Consider the following 18042-nt stretch of genomic DNA (forward strand, 5'->3'; position numbering starts at 1 on the left):
CGGGGCAACCCCCGCGATGTGTGCGTTCCTCCCTTAAAGCCGCCGTCATCCTAGGCCGTGACGGTGACAGAAAAAAGTCCGGCCTAAGTCATCCACCTCGATTTAGCGGCTTGGCGTAGGACTCTTGCTGGTGTTGCGTTTGGTGCAAACCTGCTCAGACTGGCGGATGTCGTCCGGCGGGTACACCAGAACGACAACGAAGCAATACTGATAGTTACGATTCAAAGCCTGCAGGGTGTACGAAGTGGTGCCGCTCTCCGGATAACCAAGGACACCTTTGGCCTGGTCCTCACGGTTGCCCCAAATAACCTGGCGCGCCTTGCCGTTTGACGGGTCCTTCCACGTGATCGTCACCGAGTCGAGCTTGTCGTCCAGCACGACATCGGTCGCCGATCCGGCGGCGCCAGGAACCTCGGTCGTGTCGGGAGTCTTGGGACGCAGCACCAGAATCGCCGTCACAGCGGCGGCGGCCAGTGCGATGACAGCGGCGAGCACCGTGACCACGAGCACGCCCCGGCCCCGCTTCGGCGGCAGAGGTGGCGGTGTGGCAGGCGACTGCGGACCGAGCACCAGCGGCGGCTGAACCGTGGGCGCACCGCCCTGCCACGTGTCCTGAGTGGACGGTGGCCGCGGTCCCTGCGGCGGCAACTGCACTGGCGGCTTCGGCCCCAGCGGCTGACCCGGATATCCAGGCTGGCCCGGCTGTCCGCTTTGGACACCCGGCCCGCCTTGATAGGCCTGCGGATATCCATCCTGCTGCGCTGGGAAACCGCCCTGCGCTGGTGCCGTCCGCGGCGGAAGCCCCACGCCACCTTGCGCCGCGCTACCACTGCGCGGCCCCTGCCCAGCCTGCGGCACGCCCTCCGGCGAGGCACCGCCTTGCGAGGGCGTGCCAGTTGCCGGGTAGGTGCCTTGCGACGGTGAGCCACCCTGCGACACGGTGCCCTGCGATGCGCTGCTGTGTGATGGTGCGCCGGACGTCGGGTAGGTGCCTTGCGATGGGGCGCCGGAAGTCGGGGCGCCCGAGGTCGGATAGACACCGGGTGCCGGGCTGCCAGCCTGCGAAGGGCTTCCGGCCTGCGAAGGAGTGCCTGGCGCGGAGGTGCCGTGCGAAGGGGCACCGGAAGCCGGAGCGCTGCCGTGGGAAGCGGCACCGGAGGTAGGGGCGCCGGAGGTGGGCTGGGACGTGGGGGCCTGGGGTGCAGCGCCGGAGGTGGGCTGGGAAGGCCAGTCGTTGGGGTTGGGCTGGCTGAACGGAGTGTCCAGAGTGGACGGACCCGCCACGATCGGTTCGGGCGCGGGGACGACGACGGGCTGGCCGAGTGGGGCGGACGCCACCGTCGCGGGGGCTGACGGGCCGAGCCAGGCGCGGGCGGCGCGGACTTGCTGCGGGTCGAAGCCGGGCGCGGACGGTCCGTAGCGGGCGATGCGGGTGTAGTGACGGCGTGCTTCGTGGCGGTTGCCTAGCTCGTCGGCGATCTCGGCGAGGTCGAACGAGATCGACAGCAGCAGCGGGTGATCGTCGCCGTGACGGGTCGTTCCGGCGTAGAGCGAGTTCTCCAGCACCCGTCGCGCGGCGGACAGGTCGCCTGCCTGACGGTGCAGCTTCGCGAGCAGGTGCGCCGTGATGAGGACTTCGGGGTGGTCTTCGCCCGAGGTCATGGTGGCTGCTTCCAGGGCGCGTTCCAGCAGGGCTCGCGCGCTGTGCAGGTCGCCGCGATCACGGCGGGCGAGGGCGTCGGCGCGAACAGCGGAAAGCGAGGTGGAAGACGGCACGGCCATATGCTGCCTTACCGTCGCTCGGCTTTGCCACCCCGCCTATAACCGGCATTTATCCTGATTACTGGCAAACCTCACGCCACGCGTCAAGTGACAGCCGTTTGTGTATCGATGAAAACCTTAACGGTCCGGTCACGGGACAGAAGCGGGACAAAGAAGAGCCGTACTCGGCGTGAAAGACCGCCTTGCCCTGTTCAGTGAACGGGGCGAGCAGAGCGCACTCGTCGTAACGCACGCACTCCTCGCTCACCGCGAAGTCCATCACCGCGACAAGGTCCTTTGCCTGCTCGACGTCGTTCTTCAGCCCAATGGCCAGACCGAGGGAGTGCGCCAAGGCGGCCAGCCGCTGGTTGAAGATCAGCTGATCGGTGAACGTCAGCGGGAAGCCGCTGTCGTTGACATATCCGTCAATGTTGTCCGGCTCGACCCCGTCGAATCCCTTGTCGCGGCACATCGTGAGCCGGGCGGTCAGGATCGGCTCGAGCAGATCCCAGCGCCTGATATCGAGCCAGCGCTCACCCGGCCAGCCTTCAAGCTCGTTTCCCAAAACCAAGGGGTCGAACAGGTGCCGGTCGGGGCGGAACGTCTCGTAGGCGCCGGCGTTCACGTAACAGATGGCTTTGCGGCCCGTCCGGTGTAGCGACTCGACTTCGTCACGGGTGGTCGTGAAGGCGTCGACGTCATAGACCTCGGCGTGGACGGACAGGTCGAGCGGGCCGGACAGCTGCCACTGCCAGGTCAGGCCGGCCTGCGGGCGCCACCAGCCGCTCGCCGCTGAGGAGTCAGCTGACTTGGCCGGTGGCGCACCCGCCAGGAAAGCGAGTCCCAGCCAGCCCGCTAGCACGGTCACGAGGCTGGCGGCGATCCCGATGACGTAGCAGCGCCGGTTCATGCCAGCACCTGCGTGGCCCGTGCCGACAGCCACGAAGGAATGCCGTAGTAGGGCAGGGGAGCGGTCAGATCGGTGATGAGGCCAGCGGTGGCACGGGAAGCTAGCAACTCGCTCGCGGCGCTCAACTCCTCAGACGGAACGCCGTAGACGAGATGGGCGGCGTTGGCGAACTCCGGGCTCGGGGCGGCGAGCCGCTGATAGATGTCCCACGGACCCTCGAATGTGCACACGAGGTCAGCCAGCGGTGCGTATCCGGGATGGCACCTGGTTCCGGGGTTGAGGACCGTCATGCCATGTCCCAGGTGGACATAGCGCGCCACGGTGGCGATGTCGCACAGTGCCGAGGGTGCCTGATCGAAGAAGACACCGCTTACTGAGTACCCACACCAGTTTTTGAGGTCTTCTTCAATGGCGTCGCGGGAACGGCGGGAATATCCGAGGTCGACGTAGCCCAGCAGGGGAACCCCGGCGTCGCGCAACTGCCGGGTCGCCTTGGCATAGACCGGATCGATCCCGGTACCAGGTCCATTGTGGACGTTGACAATGGCGGTGACCGACGCGCCCGCGCTGGCGACCGCACGCCAGGCTGACGGGTCGTCGAGTGGGTGAATGTAAAGCGGGATAAGTATCGTCATTGATAACTCCAGGGATCCATCATGGCGGAAACGGCTTCCAGAAGCGCTGGGGCGTAAAGCAGGAAGAGCACGGCGGCACAGACTTTCGCCCCGGCGGTGGCCAGAGCGGCGAAGAGCAGGGGCAGGGCGAAGGTGCCCACGGCGATGAGCAGTCCCGCGAGGCAGACGAGGCTGATCGCCGAGCCCGGGCGGCGATGGGCGACGAGGATGAGGCACAAGGCGTTAGTGCCAGTGAGCAAAGTGGCGGCCATGAGCGGCCACTCACCGAGCAGCATGAACACGACCGCCCCGATAACGGGAAGGAACAGCGCGGCACCGGTGCCACGGGCGACGCGCCGGATGTGCCGCTGAAACCTTGCCCGGTCGGCGATGCGGGCCCTGCCGTTAGCCACCCGCTGCTGATGCCATAGCAAGAGCAGTTCAGTGAGCGGGATGCCGATGAGCAAAGGCACCACGCTCGCCCGGTGATGCAGCACGACGAGAACGAACAGGATCGCCTGCCCGCCACCGGCTAGGCCGTGCCCGGCCGCGGTCGCCAGACGCGAGCCTCCGGGCTGCCAGCGAAGGCTGGCTCTTGGCCCCCAAGCGCTGCGATAGGCGACGACGACCATCGCCACGATGGAAGCCAGGAGGAAGCCGACGGCGACCTTGCCTGCCCCGGCGAGGATGCCGAGCACGGCTAGCCAGCTCGCGGCCGCGGCCAGGAGCGTACGCCGTTCGGTTCCCGTGACCAAGGTGGCCGTGTTGGCGGCGAACAGCATGATCTGTGCCGCACTGACCACATAGGACAGTACCCCAGCTCCGGCTACGGCGAGAAGCGTCGCCCACACCGTGGCCAGCAGCGTGAACCCGATCGCCAAAAGCCTTGCCGCCGTCACCGAACCCGTCTCGTTGGCGGCGTTGTAGCCGAGGTAAGCCAGCGCTTGCGCCGAGCCCCAGCCTGCGATCAGCAATCCGGTGGTGGCATACCACGGCAGCGTGGCGAGCATCCCCGCTGAGCCTGAAGCGATGATGGCAGGCGTGAGGTATAGCCCAGCCCGCACGAGCGCCTGCGCCACGGGCATCTTGATGACGGCTGGTGCCGGCACCTTGCGGTACTTGCGTACGGCGGCCAGCACCTGTTGCGCCAGCGTGAAAACGCTCGGGTGGCCGTAGTCGCGGTTGGCCACCCGGTCGTTGATGCCGTTGGATTCCAGGATCGCCGCCACTTCGTCGGTGTCGGCCGCCCATCCGTTCAGGCGGTCATTAACCGGCCCGATGACCGCGCTCACGCTTGCACCAGCAATTTGTATTGCTCGCGGTAGGCGTCGAGGCACCGGCCGAGGGTGAAGCGGTCCAGTGCCCGGTCGTACCCGAGACTGGCGTACTGGTCGCGCAAATCCTTGCTGGACAATAACTCCACGCAGGCCCGGCCGAGCGCGGCGGGATCACGGGGCGGGACAACCATTCCGGCGTCACCGACGAGTTCGGCGACCCCGCCGACATCGGTGCTGACGGTCGCACGCTGGCACATCATTGCCTCCACGATGGTGTAGGGCATGCCTTCGGAAATGCTGGACAGGGCAGCGATGTGACCGGCCGCGAACGCCTGCCTGCTGCTGGGCACGGGCCCGGCGAAGGTAACCGCGTTGTTCAGTCCCAGCGAGGCGACGAGGGTGTGGCAACTCGCCGCGTAATCCTCGTTGCCCGCTGGAACGGGACCGGCCAGGTGCAGCCGGGCGTCAGGGATCGACTCGCGCACGACTTTGAGCGCGGTGATCAGCGTGTGTAGATCTTTGAGCGGATCGATCCGCCCGGCCCAGGCGATCGTCGGCGGACCGGGTGGTTCTTCTTCCAGTGGCGGAAACCTCTGCGGGTCAACACCATTGGGGATGACGACGATCCGCGATGGGTCGGCGCCGTGCCGGATTTCCCAGCGCCGGTTGAATCCGCTCACCGGAGCGACGACATCGGCTTCGGCGTAGGCCAGCCGCGCGAGCGCCCGGTGAAACCGCAGCACCGCTACCTTCACGCCGGGCCGCAGATCGCGGGCGGAAAGGTAACGCTCCCTGAGATAGACGCCGTGTTCGGTCATGATGAACGGCACCCGCGAACGCCACTTGGCCGCGAGAGCGACCAAAGAGGACAGTCCGTTGGCGTTGGCGTGGCATATGTCCACGGGTGGCAGAACCGCCGCCAGCGGGCGAACGGCGTGCTCGATGAGGAGCACGGCTTCGTCGGCGTCCCGCAACGTCAGGGGCGGAAGGTCGAGCGAAGCGGTTTGCCATGCCTCCAGGAGCAGTTCGGCCAGGGCCAGTCCATACAGCGGATGACGTCCCGCGATGCCGTGCCGTGTGCACGTCGCTGGAAAGCGCTGGCACTGCACGCATAGCGGCCGGACATCGGCTTGATGAACCATGGCCAGCTCCCGTAAGGCGAGGCGAAACAGATGCTGATGTGTTGGGGAGTCGCCGAGCATGCCGGTGAAAAGCCGCGCCGCCGCCTGGATCCGGCGACGGCGCGGTGCCCGCGGCGATCCCCACACGGGGACCGCGGTTAGCGACGCCACATTGTCAGGCAGCTCCAGCGCGGGCGTCAGCGACGCGGGGCCGATCATGGTGACCAAGTTCCAGGTCACTCCGGTCAGCCCACGCACAAGCTGATCGCACCAAGTGCTGACGCCGCCCAGCACGTACGGATACGTGCCTTCATTGATGAGGGCGACCCGCATTGGGTCAGGTCACACGAAGAAGTTGCTGAGCGTTGGTGGACAAGGTGGTCCAGCCGGAGCGTTCCGCTCCGTAGACAGATCCGTAGGGCCCCACGAGGATTTCGATGCCGAGCAGGGACAGCAGGACGATCTGGGTGCTGGACGGGACGGTCACGGGAATCGCCAGGGCGGGGCCCCGGTTGACGATCGTCAGCCGGCCATTGAGGAGGTACGCCTCAACGGTGCGAGCGGCGACGGCGGCGCGCCAGGCCTTCTGCTGTGCTTGCAGTGCGGCGATCTCGCTCATGCGCGGGTTGACCACGGGTGTAGCCGTGGTGAAGGCGGCACGGTAACGTGCGAGCAGCGCGTCGAGTACCGGATAGAGGATCCGGTCTTCGGCGAGGTTGGACTGGTGCGCGTAGTGCGGCCGGGGGTCGCCGGAAATCACGTGCCCATAGGCGATCCGGGCCTCGATGGGCACGATGTAGGAGTCGAACCCGGTCACAGGCGACAGCGGGGGAATGCACTGGCTGCCGCAGATGCCACTGCCACCGTCGGCGACGCTGTTGTAGATCCAGTTATATTCGTCGACTTCTTCGGCCTTGGTCGCGACGTTGTAGAAGATGTTCATCGGGTGCCGGGGCACGGTGGTGGCCGCGCCAACCGGGCGGGGCAGCGGCTCACGTGAGGCGTCAGAGGCGATGATGGTCACGCCAGCCTGAGCCAGCGCGGGAGCCAGATACGGGTTGTCAGAAGGCATTTGCGGCAGCGACTTGAGCCCGGAGTGTTCACCGGTCACGAGTTCGGCCCGGTTGAGCGACACGCCCTTGGCCTGTGCCCACGAGACGTTGTCAGCGATCTGCGCCCTGATGTCGGCCTGCGGCACGAAGGTCGCCGAGCACTGCCAAGGCACGACGGTGAAGTCCTGAACGCAGCCGAGGTAAGGGTGGGAGTAGGTGTGGTTGAGCCAGCGGAACTGTCCCTTATTCGCCAGGAGCTGTGCCGTGAGCGGATCGCCGGTCACGGCTCCTTCAGCGTTGAAGGCCAGTTCCAGCTTGACGCCATTGGCGTTTTGCCACGCGATCAGCGCCGTCACATCACTGGCCGTCATGCGAATGTCGGGCAGTTGCACCGAAGGCGGGCAGTCGTCGCCGGTCGTGCAGTTGTGTTCGGTGTTCCAGCGGGAGTCGGGCAGGAACACGTCGTCGGCGTGCAGGCTGAACCAGTTGCGCCAGTGTCCAAGGTGGATACCCTGGGTCAGCCAGGTGATCAGGCCGTGCCCGAGTTGCTGGGCGACCGCCTGGTACTGGTTCATCGCCAGCGTGACAATGAGCTGGTTGCCGTAAACACCGATGACGGACCCGCTGTGTCCGTTGACAAGTGGGGTATAAACCGCGCCGGGTGCCGCCACGGCCATGTAGCCGTAGCTTTCGTCCACTGTGGAATCAAGGTTATCCACGGGAACGATGCCGTTGAGGTATCCGAATCCGGCGGCCTTACCAGCAGGGGTCACCTGCAGCGACGAGCCGTCGAGAATGCCACTCCACACCGGCGTCAGGCCAACGGCGGCCGACGGCGCGGTGTAGGCGTCCACTTGACGAATGCCAAAGGTCTGCTCAAACGCGTTCAGGATCGTCATTTCCGCGGGCGCTAGAGCGTCCTCCCGCGGCATCACCACACCGTTGTATTTAGCCCGGGCCCGGCCGCCGACGGTGTCGGACAACGCCGATGCCGTCAGAGGTGGCCGGTTCGGCTGCGTGAGGTCGACGGTGTCGTAAGGCACACCCTCACGGTCCATTTGAGACGTCAGCACACCCACACCCGCGGAGCCGTCGTTGAAGACGAGCACCCGCAGATCAATCCGGACATTAGAGGAGAATGCGGCGGCAGGGGAGGCCGCTAATGTTGCCAGCAAGAATGCGCTCGCCCCAACGGCGAGCCCCTTTTTGAATCGGGACATGCCTAACTAACGATTAGTTACGCTTCCGCCACGCACAGGATGTCCGTCATAGTCAACGACGGCCGCGTTTGCCTTTGCCCCGGTCTTGCCCAGACGACGTTTTGAACCGCACGAACAGCCGGCCGAAGTTGTCGGAATCCTTGTCGACGCGGTGGTAGAGGGCTTTGATTTCCTTTTGCTCCAGGAAACGCAGCACTTTTTTCTTCAGTGCGCCGGAACCCTTGCCAGGGATGATTTCCACGAGGGGAGCGTTGGTCTCGACCGCCCGGTCGATGATCTCCCGTAGAGCCCGATCAATGTCGCGCCCTTTGTTGAAAATGTCGTGTAAGTCCAGTACAAGCTTCATGGCACGTCAACCCTACCGTTGATATGACCATGAATATAGTGGTCCGCTGAGAGCCTCCGCACACCCCCCGCGGAGATACCCCCAAGGAGGCTCTTATGCGACGGCAGGTCGCGGTCCTCATCTCCACGCTCGCGCTCACGGCTACAGCGCTCATCGCTGGCCCGGCGTCGAGCGCCCCCACCCCAGCGGACGCCCCCTCCGCTCAGTATCGCATCGACGGGCCGCGCACGTTCGCGGACCGTAACGCGGTGGCCCGCACTGGCGCGGCCATCGACTTCATCGAGCACGGCATCATCCACGTCACGGCGACCCCGGCTGAGATCCGGGCGATCCAGCGGCTCGGGTTCAAGGCCAACCTCGTCCCGCAGCCCGCGCAAGCTGCCGGTGACGTTGGCATCATGGACTTCCCGTCGGCGGACTCGCTGTATCACAACTACGCCGAGACCAACGCCGAACTCAACCAGATCGTGGCCGACCATCCGGGCATCGCGCGGTTGTTCAACATCGGCACCACGTATGAAGGCCGCACGATCTATGGCGTCAAGATTTCCGACAACGTCGCGACCGACGAGAACGAGCCGGAGATTCTGTTCAATGCCAACCAGCATGCCCGTGAGCACCTGACGGCGGAGCAGGCGCTGTACTTGGCGAACATCCTGACCAACGAGTACGGGTCGACCTCGCAGATCACGAACCTCGTTAACAGCCGCGAGTTCTGGATCATCCCGATGGTCAACCCGGACGGTGTCGAGTACGACATCGCCACCGGCTCGTACCGCAGCTGGCGCAAGAACCGGCAGCCGAACTCGACCGCTGTCGGCACCGACCTCAACCGCAACTGGGCCTATCAATGGGGCTGCTGCGGCGGATCGTCGAGTTCAGGTTCCTCGGAGACCTATCGCGGCCCGTCTGCCTTCTCGGCACCGGAAACCCAGCGGCTGCGCGACTTCGTGCTGTCACGGCGGATCGGCGGCGTGCAGCAGATCAAGGTCAATGTGGACATTCACACCTACTCCCAGCTGATCCTGTGGCCCTACGGCTACAAGACGGCTGACACGGGCAGCGATATGACGGCCGATCAGCGCAACACGTTCGCCACGATCGGGCAGCAAATGGCGGCGACGAACAGCTACACGCCCGAGCAGGCAAGCGATCTGTACATCGCCGACGGCATCATCATCGACTGGATGTTCAACAACCAGGGCATCTTCGCGTACACGTTTGAGCTCTACCCGGGATCGAGCGGTTCCGGTGGCGGTTTCTATCCGCCCGACGAGCAGATCGCCCCGCAAACGCAACGCAACCGGGCGGCCTTCCTGATGCTGTCGGAATACGCCGACTGCGTTTACCGCGCGATCGGCAAAGAAGCGCAGTATTGCGGGACGGGCACGCCACCCACGACGGTCTGGCAGGACACCTTCGAGACCGCGACCGGCTGGACCATCAACCCCAACGGGACCGACACCGCGACCACCGGAGCGTGGGAACGCGGCGACCCGGCGGACACGAACTCCAGCGGCGCCAAGCAACTCGGCACGACGGTCAGTGGCGTCAACGACCTGGTCACCGGACGTCTCGCGGGAGCAGGAGCAGGAGACTACGACATTGATGGGGGTACGACGTCAGCACGCTCTCCGGCGGTGACGTTGCCGTCCACGGGAACGCTCAATGTCTCCCTGTCGTGGTACCTAGCCCACGGCAGCAACTCCTCGACAGCTGATTTCTTCCGGGTCAGTATTGTCCACAATGGAGGAACGACCGTTCTGTTCACCCAAGCGGGTGCCGCGGCGAACCGCAACGGCGCCTGGGGCACAGGCACCTGGAACATCTCGGCTTACGCCGGGCAGTCGGTGCGGATTCTCGTCGAGGCGGCTGACGCGTCGGGCGCGAGCCTGGTAGAAGCCGGCGTCGACGACGTCCGTATCACGCAACAGCTTTAATCACCCCCCACCGGCGGGCGCACGTTCCCTTAGCGGAGGCGTGCGCCCGCCCTACCTAGAAGCGGAAGGCCAGGCATGGAGACGGTCGTCGTCACCTTTGAAGGCGAGGGCAGCGGCACGAGCGAGCTCGCCTGGGGTCAGCTTGACGCGTGGATGACGGTGCGGCGCCTGCGCTCCTGGATGCCACTGGGCGGGGTCAAGCCGCTAGACCCCGGCACGACCATCGACGACATCGCTGAGGAGCTGCGTTACTTGCTCAGCCGGTACCAGGTGCTGAGAACGAAGCTGTTGCTCGACGACCCGGAACTTCCCCGCCAGGTGGTTTATGCCTCCGGCGAGATCGCGCTGGAAATCGTCGAGGCTAGCGAGGCCGACCCTGACACCTTGCATCAACGTTATCGGGACACCGATTTGGACTTCGCCGCCGAGTGGCCGATCCGGATGGGCGTGATCCGTCACGAAGGCGTCCTGACGCACATGGTGGTGCTGATGAGCCATCTAGCCGCTGACGCCCATGGCGCGCGGGTGATGCTGCGTGAGATAGCCACCCGCACAAAGGAACCCGTCGCGGGAATGCAGCCCCTGGAACAAGCACGCTGGCAGCAGTCACCGGCCGGGCAGCGGCAAAATGAAGCGGCGCTTAAACATTTCGGGGCCACACTGCGCACGATCGCCGCCCGCCGCTATCACGGCGCCCCTGACCCGCAGCGGCAACCGGTGTGGACAGCCGACTTTCGCTCTCCCGCGATGCGGCTAGCGGTCGCGGCGATCACTGAGCGCACGGCGATGGACGCGGATGCCCTGCTGCTGACCCTCTTCGCGATCGCGCTGAACCGCGTGACCGGGGTCAATCCCGTCGTCGTGCGGCCGTTGGTGGGCAACAGGTTTCGCCCCGGGCTCGCCGATGTCGTGTGCAGCGCGACGCAGCAGGGCTTGTGTGTGCTGGACATCGCGGTTGTGCCGTTCGATGAGGCGCTGACCCGGGTCAAGCGGGCGACGATGACCGCCTACAAATACGCCTACCACGACCCAGCGGCGTTCGATGCCCTGCAGCATAAGGTGTCCCGTGAGCGCGGCGAAGACATCGACGTCTCGTGCTTCTTCAACAACCGCCGTGGGGAGATCAAACCGGCCGGGGAGGTGACACCGGAACTGATCGCTGAGGCACTCCCGCGAACCGTTCTGCAATGGACGGCTACCGACAAAGAACCCCTGCGCCGGATGTTCACGCGCGTGGAGAACGACGCGGGAGACGCGCTGCGGCTCAGCATGCTCCTCGACACGCACTCGATGTCGCTGGCCGACGGCGAGGCGTTCCTGCGCGGCATGGAGGCCATCGCGGTGGAGGCGGCCTGCGTCAGCTAGTTCCGGGCCAGGGTGCGCAGGTTGGCCACACCGATCGCCGCGGCGGCGGTCAGCGCCAGCACGCCGAAGGCGATCCGCGCGTGGGTGATGAACAGCCAGACCAAGACGGCGATCCCGGCGGTGATCGCAAGGCCGAGCAGAAACAGCATTAGCTTGCGGCGCAGGAGGGCCTCGATGGCCATCACGATGAGCACCGCCGACACGACGATGAATAGCAGCGAGCCCAGGTTCAGCAAAAGCGCCAGGCCGAGCAGCACCAGGAGCACGGAAAGTGAGGCGCCAGACCAGAATCGGAGAAGCACACCGGCAGGGGTGTGCGTGTCGGGGACGGCACGGTGCCGCAGATGGGCGTGCGGTGAGACATTGCCGTTGCGTGCGTGCTGGATTTGATCCCGTTCGCTGACCGCTTCCCTGCGTTCGGCTTGCAGACTCGCCGCGGCCTGTTCCTGTGCGGCCAGCCGGGCGGCGGAGCTGGTTTTGTCGCGTTTGGACGCTGGGGGCATGAGGTCGATACCTGCCGCCGTGCGCCGCAACTCCTCCTGTGCGGCAACGATTTTGGTGTCAAGGCTGGCAATCAGGTCGTCGAGTTCGGCGAGGCGGGCCTCGCGGGCCAGCTTGGCGGCCTGCTCCGTTGGGGGCACCTTGTCCAGGCCCGCCCAGCCGACCGGGTCGCCCCAGGACGCCCGGACCTTGCCACTGCGTTCATAACGCGGTCCTGCGGGGGCACGTTCGCCACCGAAGGGGTCAGCGGTGTCCAATCCCCACAGTCCGCGATAGTCACGCACCCACGGCGTTTGCGCGTCGATGAGGATCGGTGTCCACGGGCGCTCCGTGCCCGGTCCGATGTGCACGCCGTCGCCACGGCGGTAGTCGACGTAGGGGATACCTACGCCGAGGGAGGCCTGGTTACGGGTCCACGGGAACAGCAGCGCCCGTAGGCGGGTCATGATGGTGAACGCTCGCGCGAGGGCTGGCGGCTGAACGCGTACCAGATAATCGCCGGCCAGATAGGCACCGGAGTGCGACCCGGCCCCGGCATTGACCACCGGATGCGTCCCGTCAACCCACGTGATGTCGGCATCGTCGACGCGCCGGCGCAGTTCGTCGCCGGTCTCGTCATGCGAGGAGAAGGCGATCCAGGCGAGCTTGACGTCATCGCCTTCTGGCACAAGATAAAGGGTGACCTGCTCCCAGTCGGCCTCGTGATCGTTGACACCGCTAAAGCTGGAGCGCCAGTCATTCATCGCGTAGAGGAACCAGTATTGGATGCACAGATAGCCGCCGCTGACGCTCACGTGAGCGTGATAGGCGTCGCGCAGAGGCTCGATCGCTGAATACTGCTGCTGTGCGGCGGCTGCCAGCCCGCCCGGAACCTTGCCGCGCAACGTCAGCGAAAGGCGCATGCCCGAGTCGATGATGCGCCCGAGCAGCCCGACAGCCGCAAGTCTCGAGATGCCAACGAATTTCGGGCGGCTTGGGTTCTTGCGCCAGGCTCGCAGTTCCGCCCGCTGCAACGTCCTCGGCGCGTACCGCAAGAAAAGAAACGCCTCAGGATGCTCCACCGCGTGCTCGCTGAGCGTGTTCTGATTGAGGCTGCCGTGGTCGGCTAGCAGCACTGGTGTGCGATTCGGCGGTTCCAGCATCCACAGCGACGCTCCGCGCAGGTAGTCGCCGACGGGCATGGGAAAGAACATCTCACCGCTGGTGAAACGCAGCACCGGCTCATAACGCCGGACAAGCGCCATCAGATCGAGACCCTCAGGCACACCCGTCACGACCTTCAGACCTTTCCGGTCAGGAACCGAGAATCACTGCTTTCTGTGCTTGAAATTCAGCCTCGCTAAGCACCCCTTGGTCGCGCAGCTGGCCCAATGTCGCCAGCTGAGCGAGCTTGTTGTCCATACCGCCGCCAGATGGCGGGGCGGGAGGAGGCGCTTGCTGCTGCTGATACTGGGCGGCGTGCTGTTGTTGTTCCTGTGCCGCCCAGCGGCCCGCCTGGCGCCGGGAAACGTTGTTTGACACCGCTGTGGCAGTGCCTGCGACCACTGCGGTGCGTGCGACCGCGCGAAGTAGACCCATGATGATGCCTCCCGTTACTTAGCCGAGCTCGCGGTCAGCAGTTCGTCGGCTGGTATCCGGCCTGAGGCGACTAGCTGTGCGCCGCCGCGGCGCAGAGCCATCGCGAATGGTGCTGCCCAAGCGTTTTCGTAAACGAGAATGCCGGCGGCGTTGCCTGGCTCGATAGCGGCGCCCGCTTCCCGCAGATCCTCATCGGTGAGCAAGCCAGAAGACGCGCCCTCAAACACGGTGAAGTCAGGCTGCACCTCACCCGGGATGTCGTCGAAAGCCAGGCGGCGCACCGATCCGGCGTCGTCTTTCATCATGAAGGCCAAATCGAGAATCCGGATGGTACCGCGATCAACCAGATCTAGCAGAATCGGAATTCCTTCGCCGGTCATCTTGTTGCCCTTGAATTCGACGACCAGGTAGTCGACGGGTCCCATGGTTTGCAAATCACTCATGCCGCACTCCCCCCGAGATGCCGGGTTCCAGCCTAATCCGGCACAGCTGAGGTCACCGCAGATTCGCAAATGGCGTTCGGCGAGCTCGCCGCCGGCCTACGCTCAGAAGATCGATGAGGAGGCTGTCATGACTACAGCTACCGGCACACGCATGGGCGGGACCGCCACAGGCTCCTATAGCTTCGCGGGAATGCTTGCGCTCATGCTCGGCGGATTCAACATCATTGAGGGATTCTTCGCACTCCTGAACGACAGGTACATCGCGCTCGCTGACGGGGAGTTCTACGTCCTGGACCGCACGGGCTGGGGCTGGACGCACATCATCTTGGGGCTCGTCCTGCTCGGGGTCGGTTTCGGCCTCTTGAATGGTCAGGCATGGGCGCGGATGGTCGGTATCGCGCTGGCGGTTCTGGCCGCCATCGTGCAGATGATCTATCTGCCGATCTACCCGTTCTGGGCGCTGATCAACATCGCCCTCTTCGTGGTCGTCATCTGGTCGCTAGCCTCGCCGCGCGGCATGGAGTGAGCGGGGGCCGGAGGTGTGCCGCTGGCTTGCCTACTCGGGTTCACCGCTCCTGCTTGAGGAGATTCTGTTCAAGCCGGACCACTCGCTGATAACCCAAAGCAGGCATTCCAAACTGGGCGTGGAAACCACCAACGGCGACGGCTTCGGGGTGGGCTGGTATGGCAGAGGCCCAGAGCGGCCAGCCTTGTTCCGCAGCATCAGTCCGGCATGGAACGACCGCAACCTGGCCAGCCTGGCCACGAGCGTCACCGCCCCGATCTTCCTCGCGCACATCCGGGCCTCAACAGGGACACCGGTGCAGGAGACCAACTGTCACCCGTTTCGCCACCGCAACTGGCTGTGGATGCACAATGGCGCGCTGGCTCAGTTCAAGCGCATGAAGCGAGACCTCGTGCTGGCGGTCAGTCCACAGTTGTATCCGGAGATCGAAGGGTCCACTGACTCGGAGCTCATGTTCTATCTGGCGCTGACCTTTGGGCTGCAAGACGATCCGCCAGGTGCGGTCGAGCGCATGGTGGGGTTCATCGAAACCGTTGCCGCGCAACATGGTGTCAACCACGCGGTGCAGATGACAGTCGCCGCTTCAGACGGGGTGCGGCTGTGGTCGTTCCGCTATTCCACCGCCGGGCAGTCGCGATCCTTGTTCTACAGCACCGATGTTCGTTCCCTGCGCGAGCTGCATCCAGGGCACAACCTGCTGCAGCGGGTGTCCGACGAGTCACGGCTCATTGTCTCTGAGCCGCTTGGTGAGCTGGAAGGCGCTTGGAACGCTGTCCCCGAATCCACTTATGGCGTCATCCAAGACGGGGAAGACCTGATGCGCCCCTTCGTGCCACGTAAATGAGAGGTGACGTCATGAGTATGCCGCTGGCGTCACCGTTTCCGCCGATCGCCGACTACGCGTTCTTGTCCGACTGCCACACGGGGGCACTGGTCGCCCCGGACGGATCCGTTGACTGGCTTTGTGTTCCGGCGTTTGACGCACCGAGCATCTTTGGCGCGCTGCTCGACCGGGAGGCTGGCAGTTTCAGATTCGCTCCCTACGGCATTTTCCATCCGGTGGCGCGCAGCTACGTAGCGGGAACGAATGTCCTGGAAACAACGTGGCGCACCAGGACCGGCTGGATCGTGGTGCGCGATGCCCTCACCATTGGCCCGTCGTCAGACGTTGATGTCGTGACGCCACACACGCGGCCACCCGCTGATACCGACGCCGACCATCTTCTCGTGCGCACGGTCGAGTGCATCTCCGGGAGTGTCGAGATTGAACTAACTTGCGATCCGGTGTTCGACTACGGGCGAACCCCGGCGGAGTGGAAGATGAGCGACGGCAACCGGCACACCGCTGACGCCACGGGCGAAGGAGTGACTGTCCGCCTGAGTTCTGATCTCGCGATCGGGGTGGAAGGCAGCCGGGTGCGCGGGCGGCGCGTGCTGCGCGAAGGAGACCACGCGTTCTGTGCGCTGTCGTGGGCTGGCGAGCTGGCGGTGCCGGCCAACGCCGCCGACGCGCGCGACAAGATCGCCGCGACGGTTAGTTTCTGGCGTGGCTGGGTTTCCAACTCCCGGATGCCCGATCACCGCTGGCGTGAGGCGCTGCAACGGTCCGCGCTCGTGATCAAAGGATTGACCTACATGCCGACTGGCGCGACGATCGCAGCGTTGACGACGTCGTTGCCGGAAACCCCTGGCGGAGAACGGAACTGGGACTACCGCTACACCTGGATCCGCGACACGACGTACACGTTGCGGGCGCTGCACTATCTGCTGCTGGACTGGGAAGCCAACGACTTCATGCAGTTCGTCGCCGACGTTGCGCCCACGGAGGATGGCTCGTTGCAGATCATGTATGGCATCGATGGCCGCCGCGATCTCACGGAAAGCACACGCGATGAACTGTCGGGATACGAGGGTGCCCGGCCGGTGCGCATCGGCAACGGTGCCTTCGATCAGCGGCAAAACGACGTCTACGGCGCGGTTCTCGATTCGATTCTGCTGCACACGCGCAAGAGCCAGCGGCTGCCCAGGCGCCTGTGGCCCATCGTGGTCTCCCAAGCCGAAGGTGCCATGCGCGCCTGGGAGCAACCGGATCAGGGGATCTGGGAGGCACGCGGCGAGCCGCAGCACTATGTGTCGTCCAAATTGATGTGCTGGGTGGCGCTGGACCGGGCGGCCAAACTCGCCGAGATCCGCGGCGATCCGTCGCATGCCAAGGGCTGGCAAGTCGTGGCCGACGAGATCAGAGCCGACATTCTCGCCAGAGGCGTGAGTGACAAGGGTGTGCTGCGCCAGCACTACGACACCGATGCCCTTGACGCCTCAGCCTTGCTCGCCGGGATCTTCAAGTTCCTGCCGCCCGACAGTGACATTTTGCGTGCCACGGTCGACGCGATCGCCACTGGACTGACCGAAGATGGCTTCGTGCTGCGCTACCACACCCACGAAACCGACGACGGCCTCAGCGGCAAGGAAGGCAGCTTCATCATCTGCTCGTTCTGGCTCGTGTCCAATCTCGCCATCATTGGTGAAATGGACCGTGCGCGTGACCTCATGGAAAAGCTCCTGCGCATCGCCTCGCCCCTGGGCCTTTACGCCGAGGAGTTCGACACCCGGTCGGCCCGGCACCTGGGCAACTTCCCGCAGGCGTTCTCCCACTTGGCGCTCATCGACGCGGCCGCCCGCATTATCATGACGGAGTTCACCGAGGGGCTGTAGGCAGTTTGCGGTCCAGGAATTTCAGCAGCAGCGCGATAGCCGCAGCGATGACGACGACCATGGCGGTGTTGAACAGCGCCTTGCCATAGCCGAGTTCCGCCGCGTTCAGGAACGGATAGGGATACCAGTCCGTTATCGCCCCGCGCACGAAGGTGTACGCGATCCAGGCCAGCGGCCACACGAAAGCCCACCCGAGCGTGTGCCAGGAGATGCGTGGCCGGGGTCCAAACAGGAGCCACCCGCCGACCGTCCACCACGGCGCGAAGTAGTGGAACCCGTCGTTGATGAGACCCGAGATTCCTTCGTGATGCACTTCGCTGGCAAGCACAGTGGCGAAGATGAACCCGGTGATGATGATGCCGAGTAACGCGTCGAGACGCAGGATGCGCCAGAACTTTCCGTCCCGCGACGGATTCGCCACCAAGCTCACCGCCGCGATGACGACGAGGACGTTGCTCTGGATGGTGAAGTAGCTAAACAAGTTGACGAGGCGGGCGCCCACGCCGAGGGATGAAGTGGCGTCGCCTGAGTTGACGTCGGTGCCACCGGTGAAGATCAGCGCGAACTGCAGCACGAAGGACGCCAGCACCACCGCCGCGAGGAGAGTGTGCCAGTAACGGCTCTGCCGTGCCGTTAGTCTAATCGCCACAAAACGGGATCATACGGCTGCGGA

General features: G+C 65.0%; 16 protein-coding genes. 5 read left to right on the plus strand and 11 right to left on the minus strand.

Annotated elements, in window-relative coordinates:
- Window positions 1–102: 102 nt before the first annotated feature.
- The 7 genes from A3E1_RS44300 to A3E1_RS0101840 form a co-directional block, all read right to left on the minus strand.
- On the minus strand, window positions 103–1776 hold the full coding sequence (locus tag A3E1_RS44300; RefSeq protein ID WP_169454353.1) for a tetratricopeptide repeat protein: 1674 nt from the start codon (window positions 1774–1776) through the stop codon (window positions 103–105).
- Between the two features lie 64 nt (window positions 1777–1840).
- Entirely contained in the window at window positions 1841–2671 is an 831-nt protein-coding gene (locus A3E1_RS0101815) for an endo alpha-1,4 polygalactosaminidase (protein ID WP_051104827.1), read from the minus strand.
- On the minus strand, window positions 2668–3306 hold the full coding sequence (locus A3E1_RS38405; RefSeq protein WP_020519040.1) for a spherulation-specific family 4 protein: 639 nt from the start codon (window positions 3304–3306) through the stop codon (window positions 2668–2670). The genes A3E1_RS0101815 and A3E1_RS38405 overlap by 4 nt, the downstream gene beginning before the upstream one ends.
- Window positions 3303–4577, minus strand: coding sequence for a hypothetical protein (locus tag A3E1_RS0101825; RefSeq protein ID WP_020519041.1), 1275 nt, complete (start codon window positions 4575–4577; stop codon window positions 3303–3305). The genes A3E1_RS38405 and A3E1_RS0101825 overlap by 4 nt, the downstream gene beginning before the upstream one ends.
- Window positions 4574–6016 carry a GT4 family glycosyltransferase PelF gene (gene pelF / locus A3E1_RS38410; RefSeq protein ID WP_020519042.1) on the minus strand — a complete coding sequence of 481 codons (1443 nt, stop codon included), beginning with the start codon at window positions 6014–6016 and terminating at the stop codon, window positions 4574–4576. The genes A3E1_RS0101825 and pelF overlap by 4 nt, the downstream gene beginning before the upstream one ends.
- 4 nt (window positions 6017–6020) lie before the next feature.
- Complete coding sequence (locus A3E1_RS0101835) at window positions 6021–7955, minus strand: hypothetical protein (RefSeq protein WP_026207988.1); 1935 nt, start codon at window positions 7953–7955, stop codon at window positions 6021–6023.
- Between the two features lie 52 nt (window positions 7956–8007).
- Window positions 8008–8301, minus strand: coding sequence for a Smr/MutS family protein (locus A3E1_RS0101840; RefSeq protein WP_020519044.1), 294 nt, complete (start codon window positions 8299–8301; stop codon window positions 8008–8010).
- 95 nt (window positions 8302–8396) lie between these two features.
- Here A3E1_RS0101840 and A3E1_RS0101845 point away from each other — a divergent pair, with 95 nt between their 5' ends.
- Together A3E1_RS0101845 and A3E1_RS0101850 are read left to right on the plus strand one after the other, a co-directional pair.
- Complete coding sequence (locus A3E1_RS0101845) at window positions 8397–10241, plus strand: M14 family metallopeptidase (RefSeq protein WP_020519045.1); 1845 nt, start codon at window positions 8397–8399, stop codon at window positions 10239–10241.
- A gap of 75 nt (window positions 10242–10316) precedes the next feature.
- Entirely contained in the window at window positions 10317–11606 is a 1290-nt protein-coding gene (locus A3E1_RS0101850) for a condensation domain-containing protein (RefSeq protein WP_020519046.1), read from the plus strand.
- Here the strand turns inward: A3E1_RS0101850 and A3E1_RS0101855 are convergent.
- From A3E1_RS0101855 to A3E1_RS0101865, 3 genes are read right to left on the minus strand one after another with little or no spacing between them, the layout of a single operon-like run.
- Window positions 11603–13381, minus strand: coding sequence for a hypothetical protein (locus tag A3E1_RS0101855; protein WP_020519047.1), 1779 nt, complete (start codon window positions 13379–13381; stop codon window positions 11603–11605). The two genes, A3E1_RS0101850 and A3E1_RS0101855, sit on opposite strands and share 4 nt — an antisense overlap.
- 19 nt (window positions 13382–13400) lie before the next feature.
- Entirely contained in the window at window positions 13401–13685 is a 285-nt protein-coding gene (locus A3E1_RS0101860; protein WP_020519048.1) for an SHOCT domain-containing protein, read from the minus strand.
- Between the two features lie 14 nt (window positions 13686–13699).
- Entirely contained in the window at window positions 13700–14128 is a 429-nt protein-coding gene (locus tag A3E1_RS0101865) for a DUF6325 family protein (protein WP_020519049.1), read from the minus strand.
- Between the two features lie 127 nt (window positions 14129–14255).
- Here A3E1_RS0101865 and A3E1_RS0101870 point away from each other — a divergent pair, with 127 nt between their 5' ends.
- Genes A3E1_RS0101870 through A3E1_RS0101880 form a run of 3 tightly spaced genes read left to right on the plus strand, consistent with a single transcriptional unit; the run spans window position 14256 to window position 17369 of the window.
- Window positions 14256–14654, plus strand: a complete 399-nt coding sequence (locus A3E1_RS0101870) for a DUF7144 family membrane protein (protein WP_157631253.1) — start codon at window positions 14256–14258, stop codon at window positions 14652–14654.
- Window positions 14655–14667: 13 nt separating this feature from the next.
- The gene (locus tag A3E1_RS0101875) at window positions 14668–15498 is read left to right on the plus strand and encodes a class II glutamine amidotransferase (RefSeq protein WP_020519051.1); all 831 of its coding nucleotides are present in this window, start codon (window positions 14668–14670) and stop codon (window positions 15496–15498) included.
- A gap of 11 nt (window positions 15499–15509) precedes the next feature.
- Window positions 15510–17369, plus strand: coding sequence for a glycoside hydrolase family 15 protein (locus tag A3E1_RS0101880; RefSeq protein WP_157631254.1), 1860 nt, complete (start codon window positions 15510–15512; stop codon window positions 17367–17369).
- On the opposite strand, the gene A3E1_RS0101885 is transcribed toward A3E1_RS0101880, so the two are convergent.
- Window positions 17353–18018 carry a Pr6Pr family membrane protein gene (locus A3E1_RS0101885; RefSeq protein ID WP_020519053.1) on the minus strand — a complete coding sequence of 222 codons (666 nt, stop codon included), beginning with the start codon at window positions 18016–18018 and terminating at the stop codon, window positions 17353–17355. The two genes, A3E1_RS0101880 and A3E1_RS0101885, sit on opposite strands and share 17 nt — an antisense overlap.
- Between the last annotated feature and the right edge of the window lie 24 nt (window positions 18019–18042).

The sequence above is a fragment of the Catelliglobosispora koreensis DSM 44566 genome, from assembly GCF_000379685.1.
Classification (GTDB): domain Bacteria; phylum Actinomycetota; class Actinomycetes; order Mycobacteriales; family Micromonosporaceae; genus Catelliglobosispora; species Catelliglobosispora koreensis.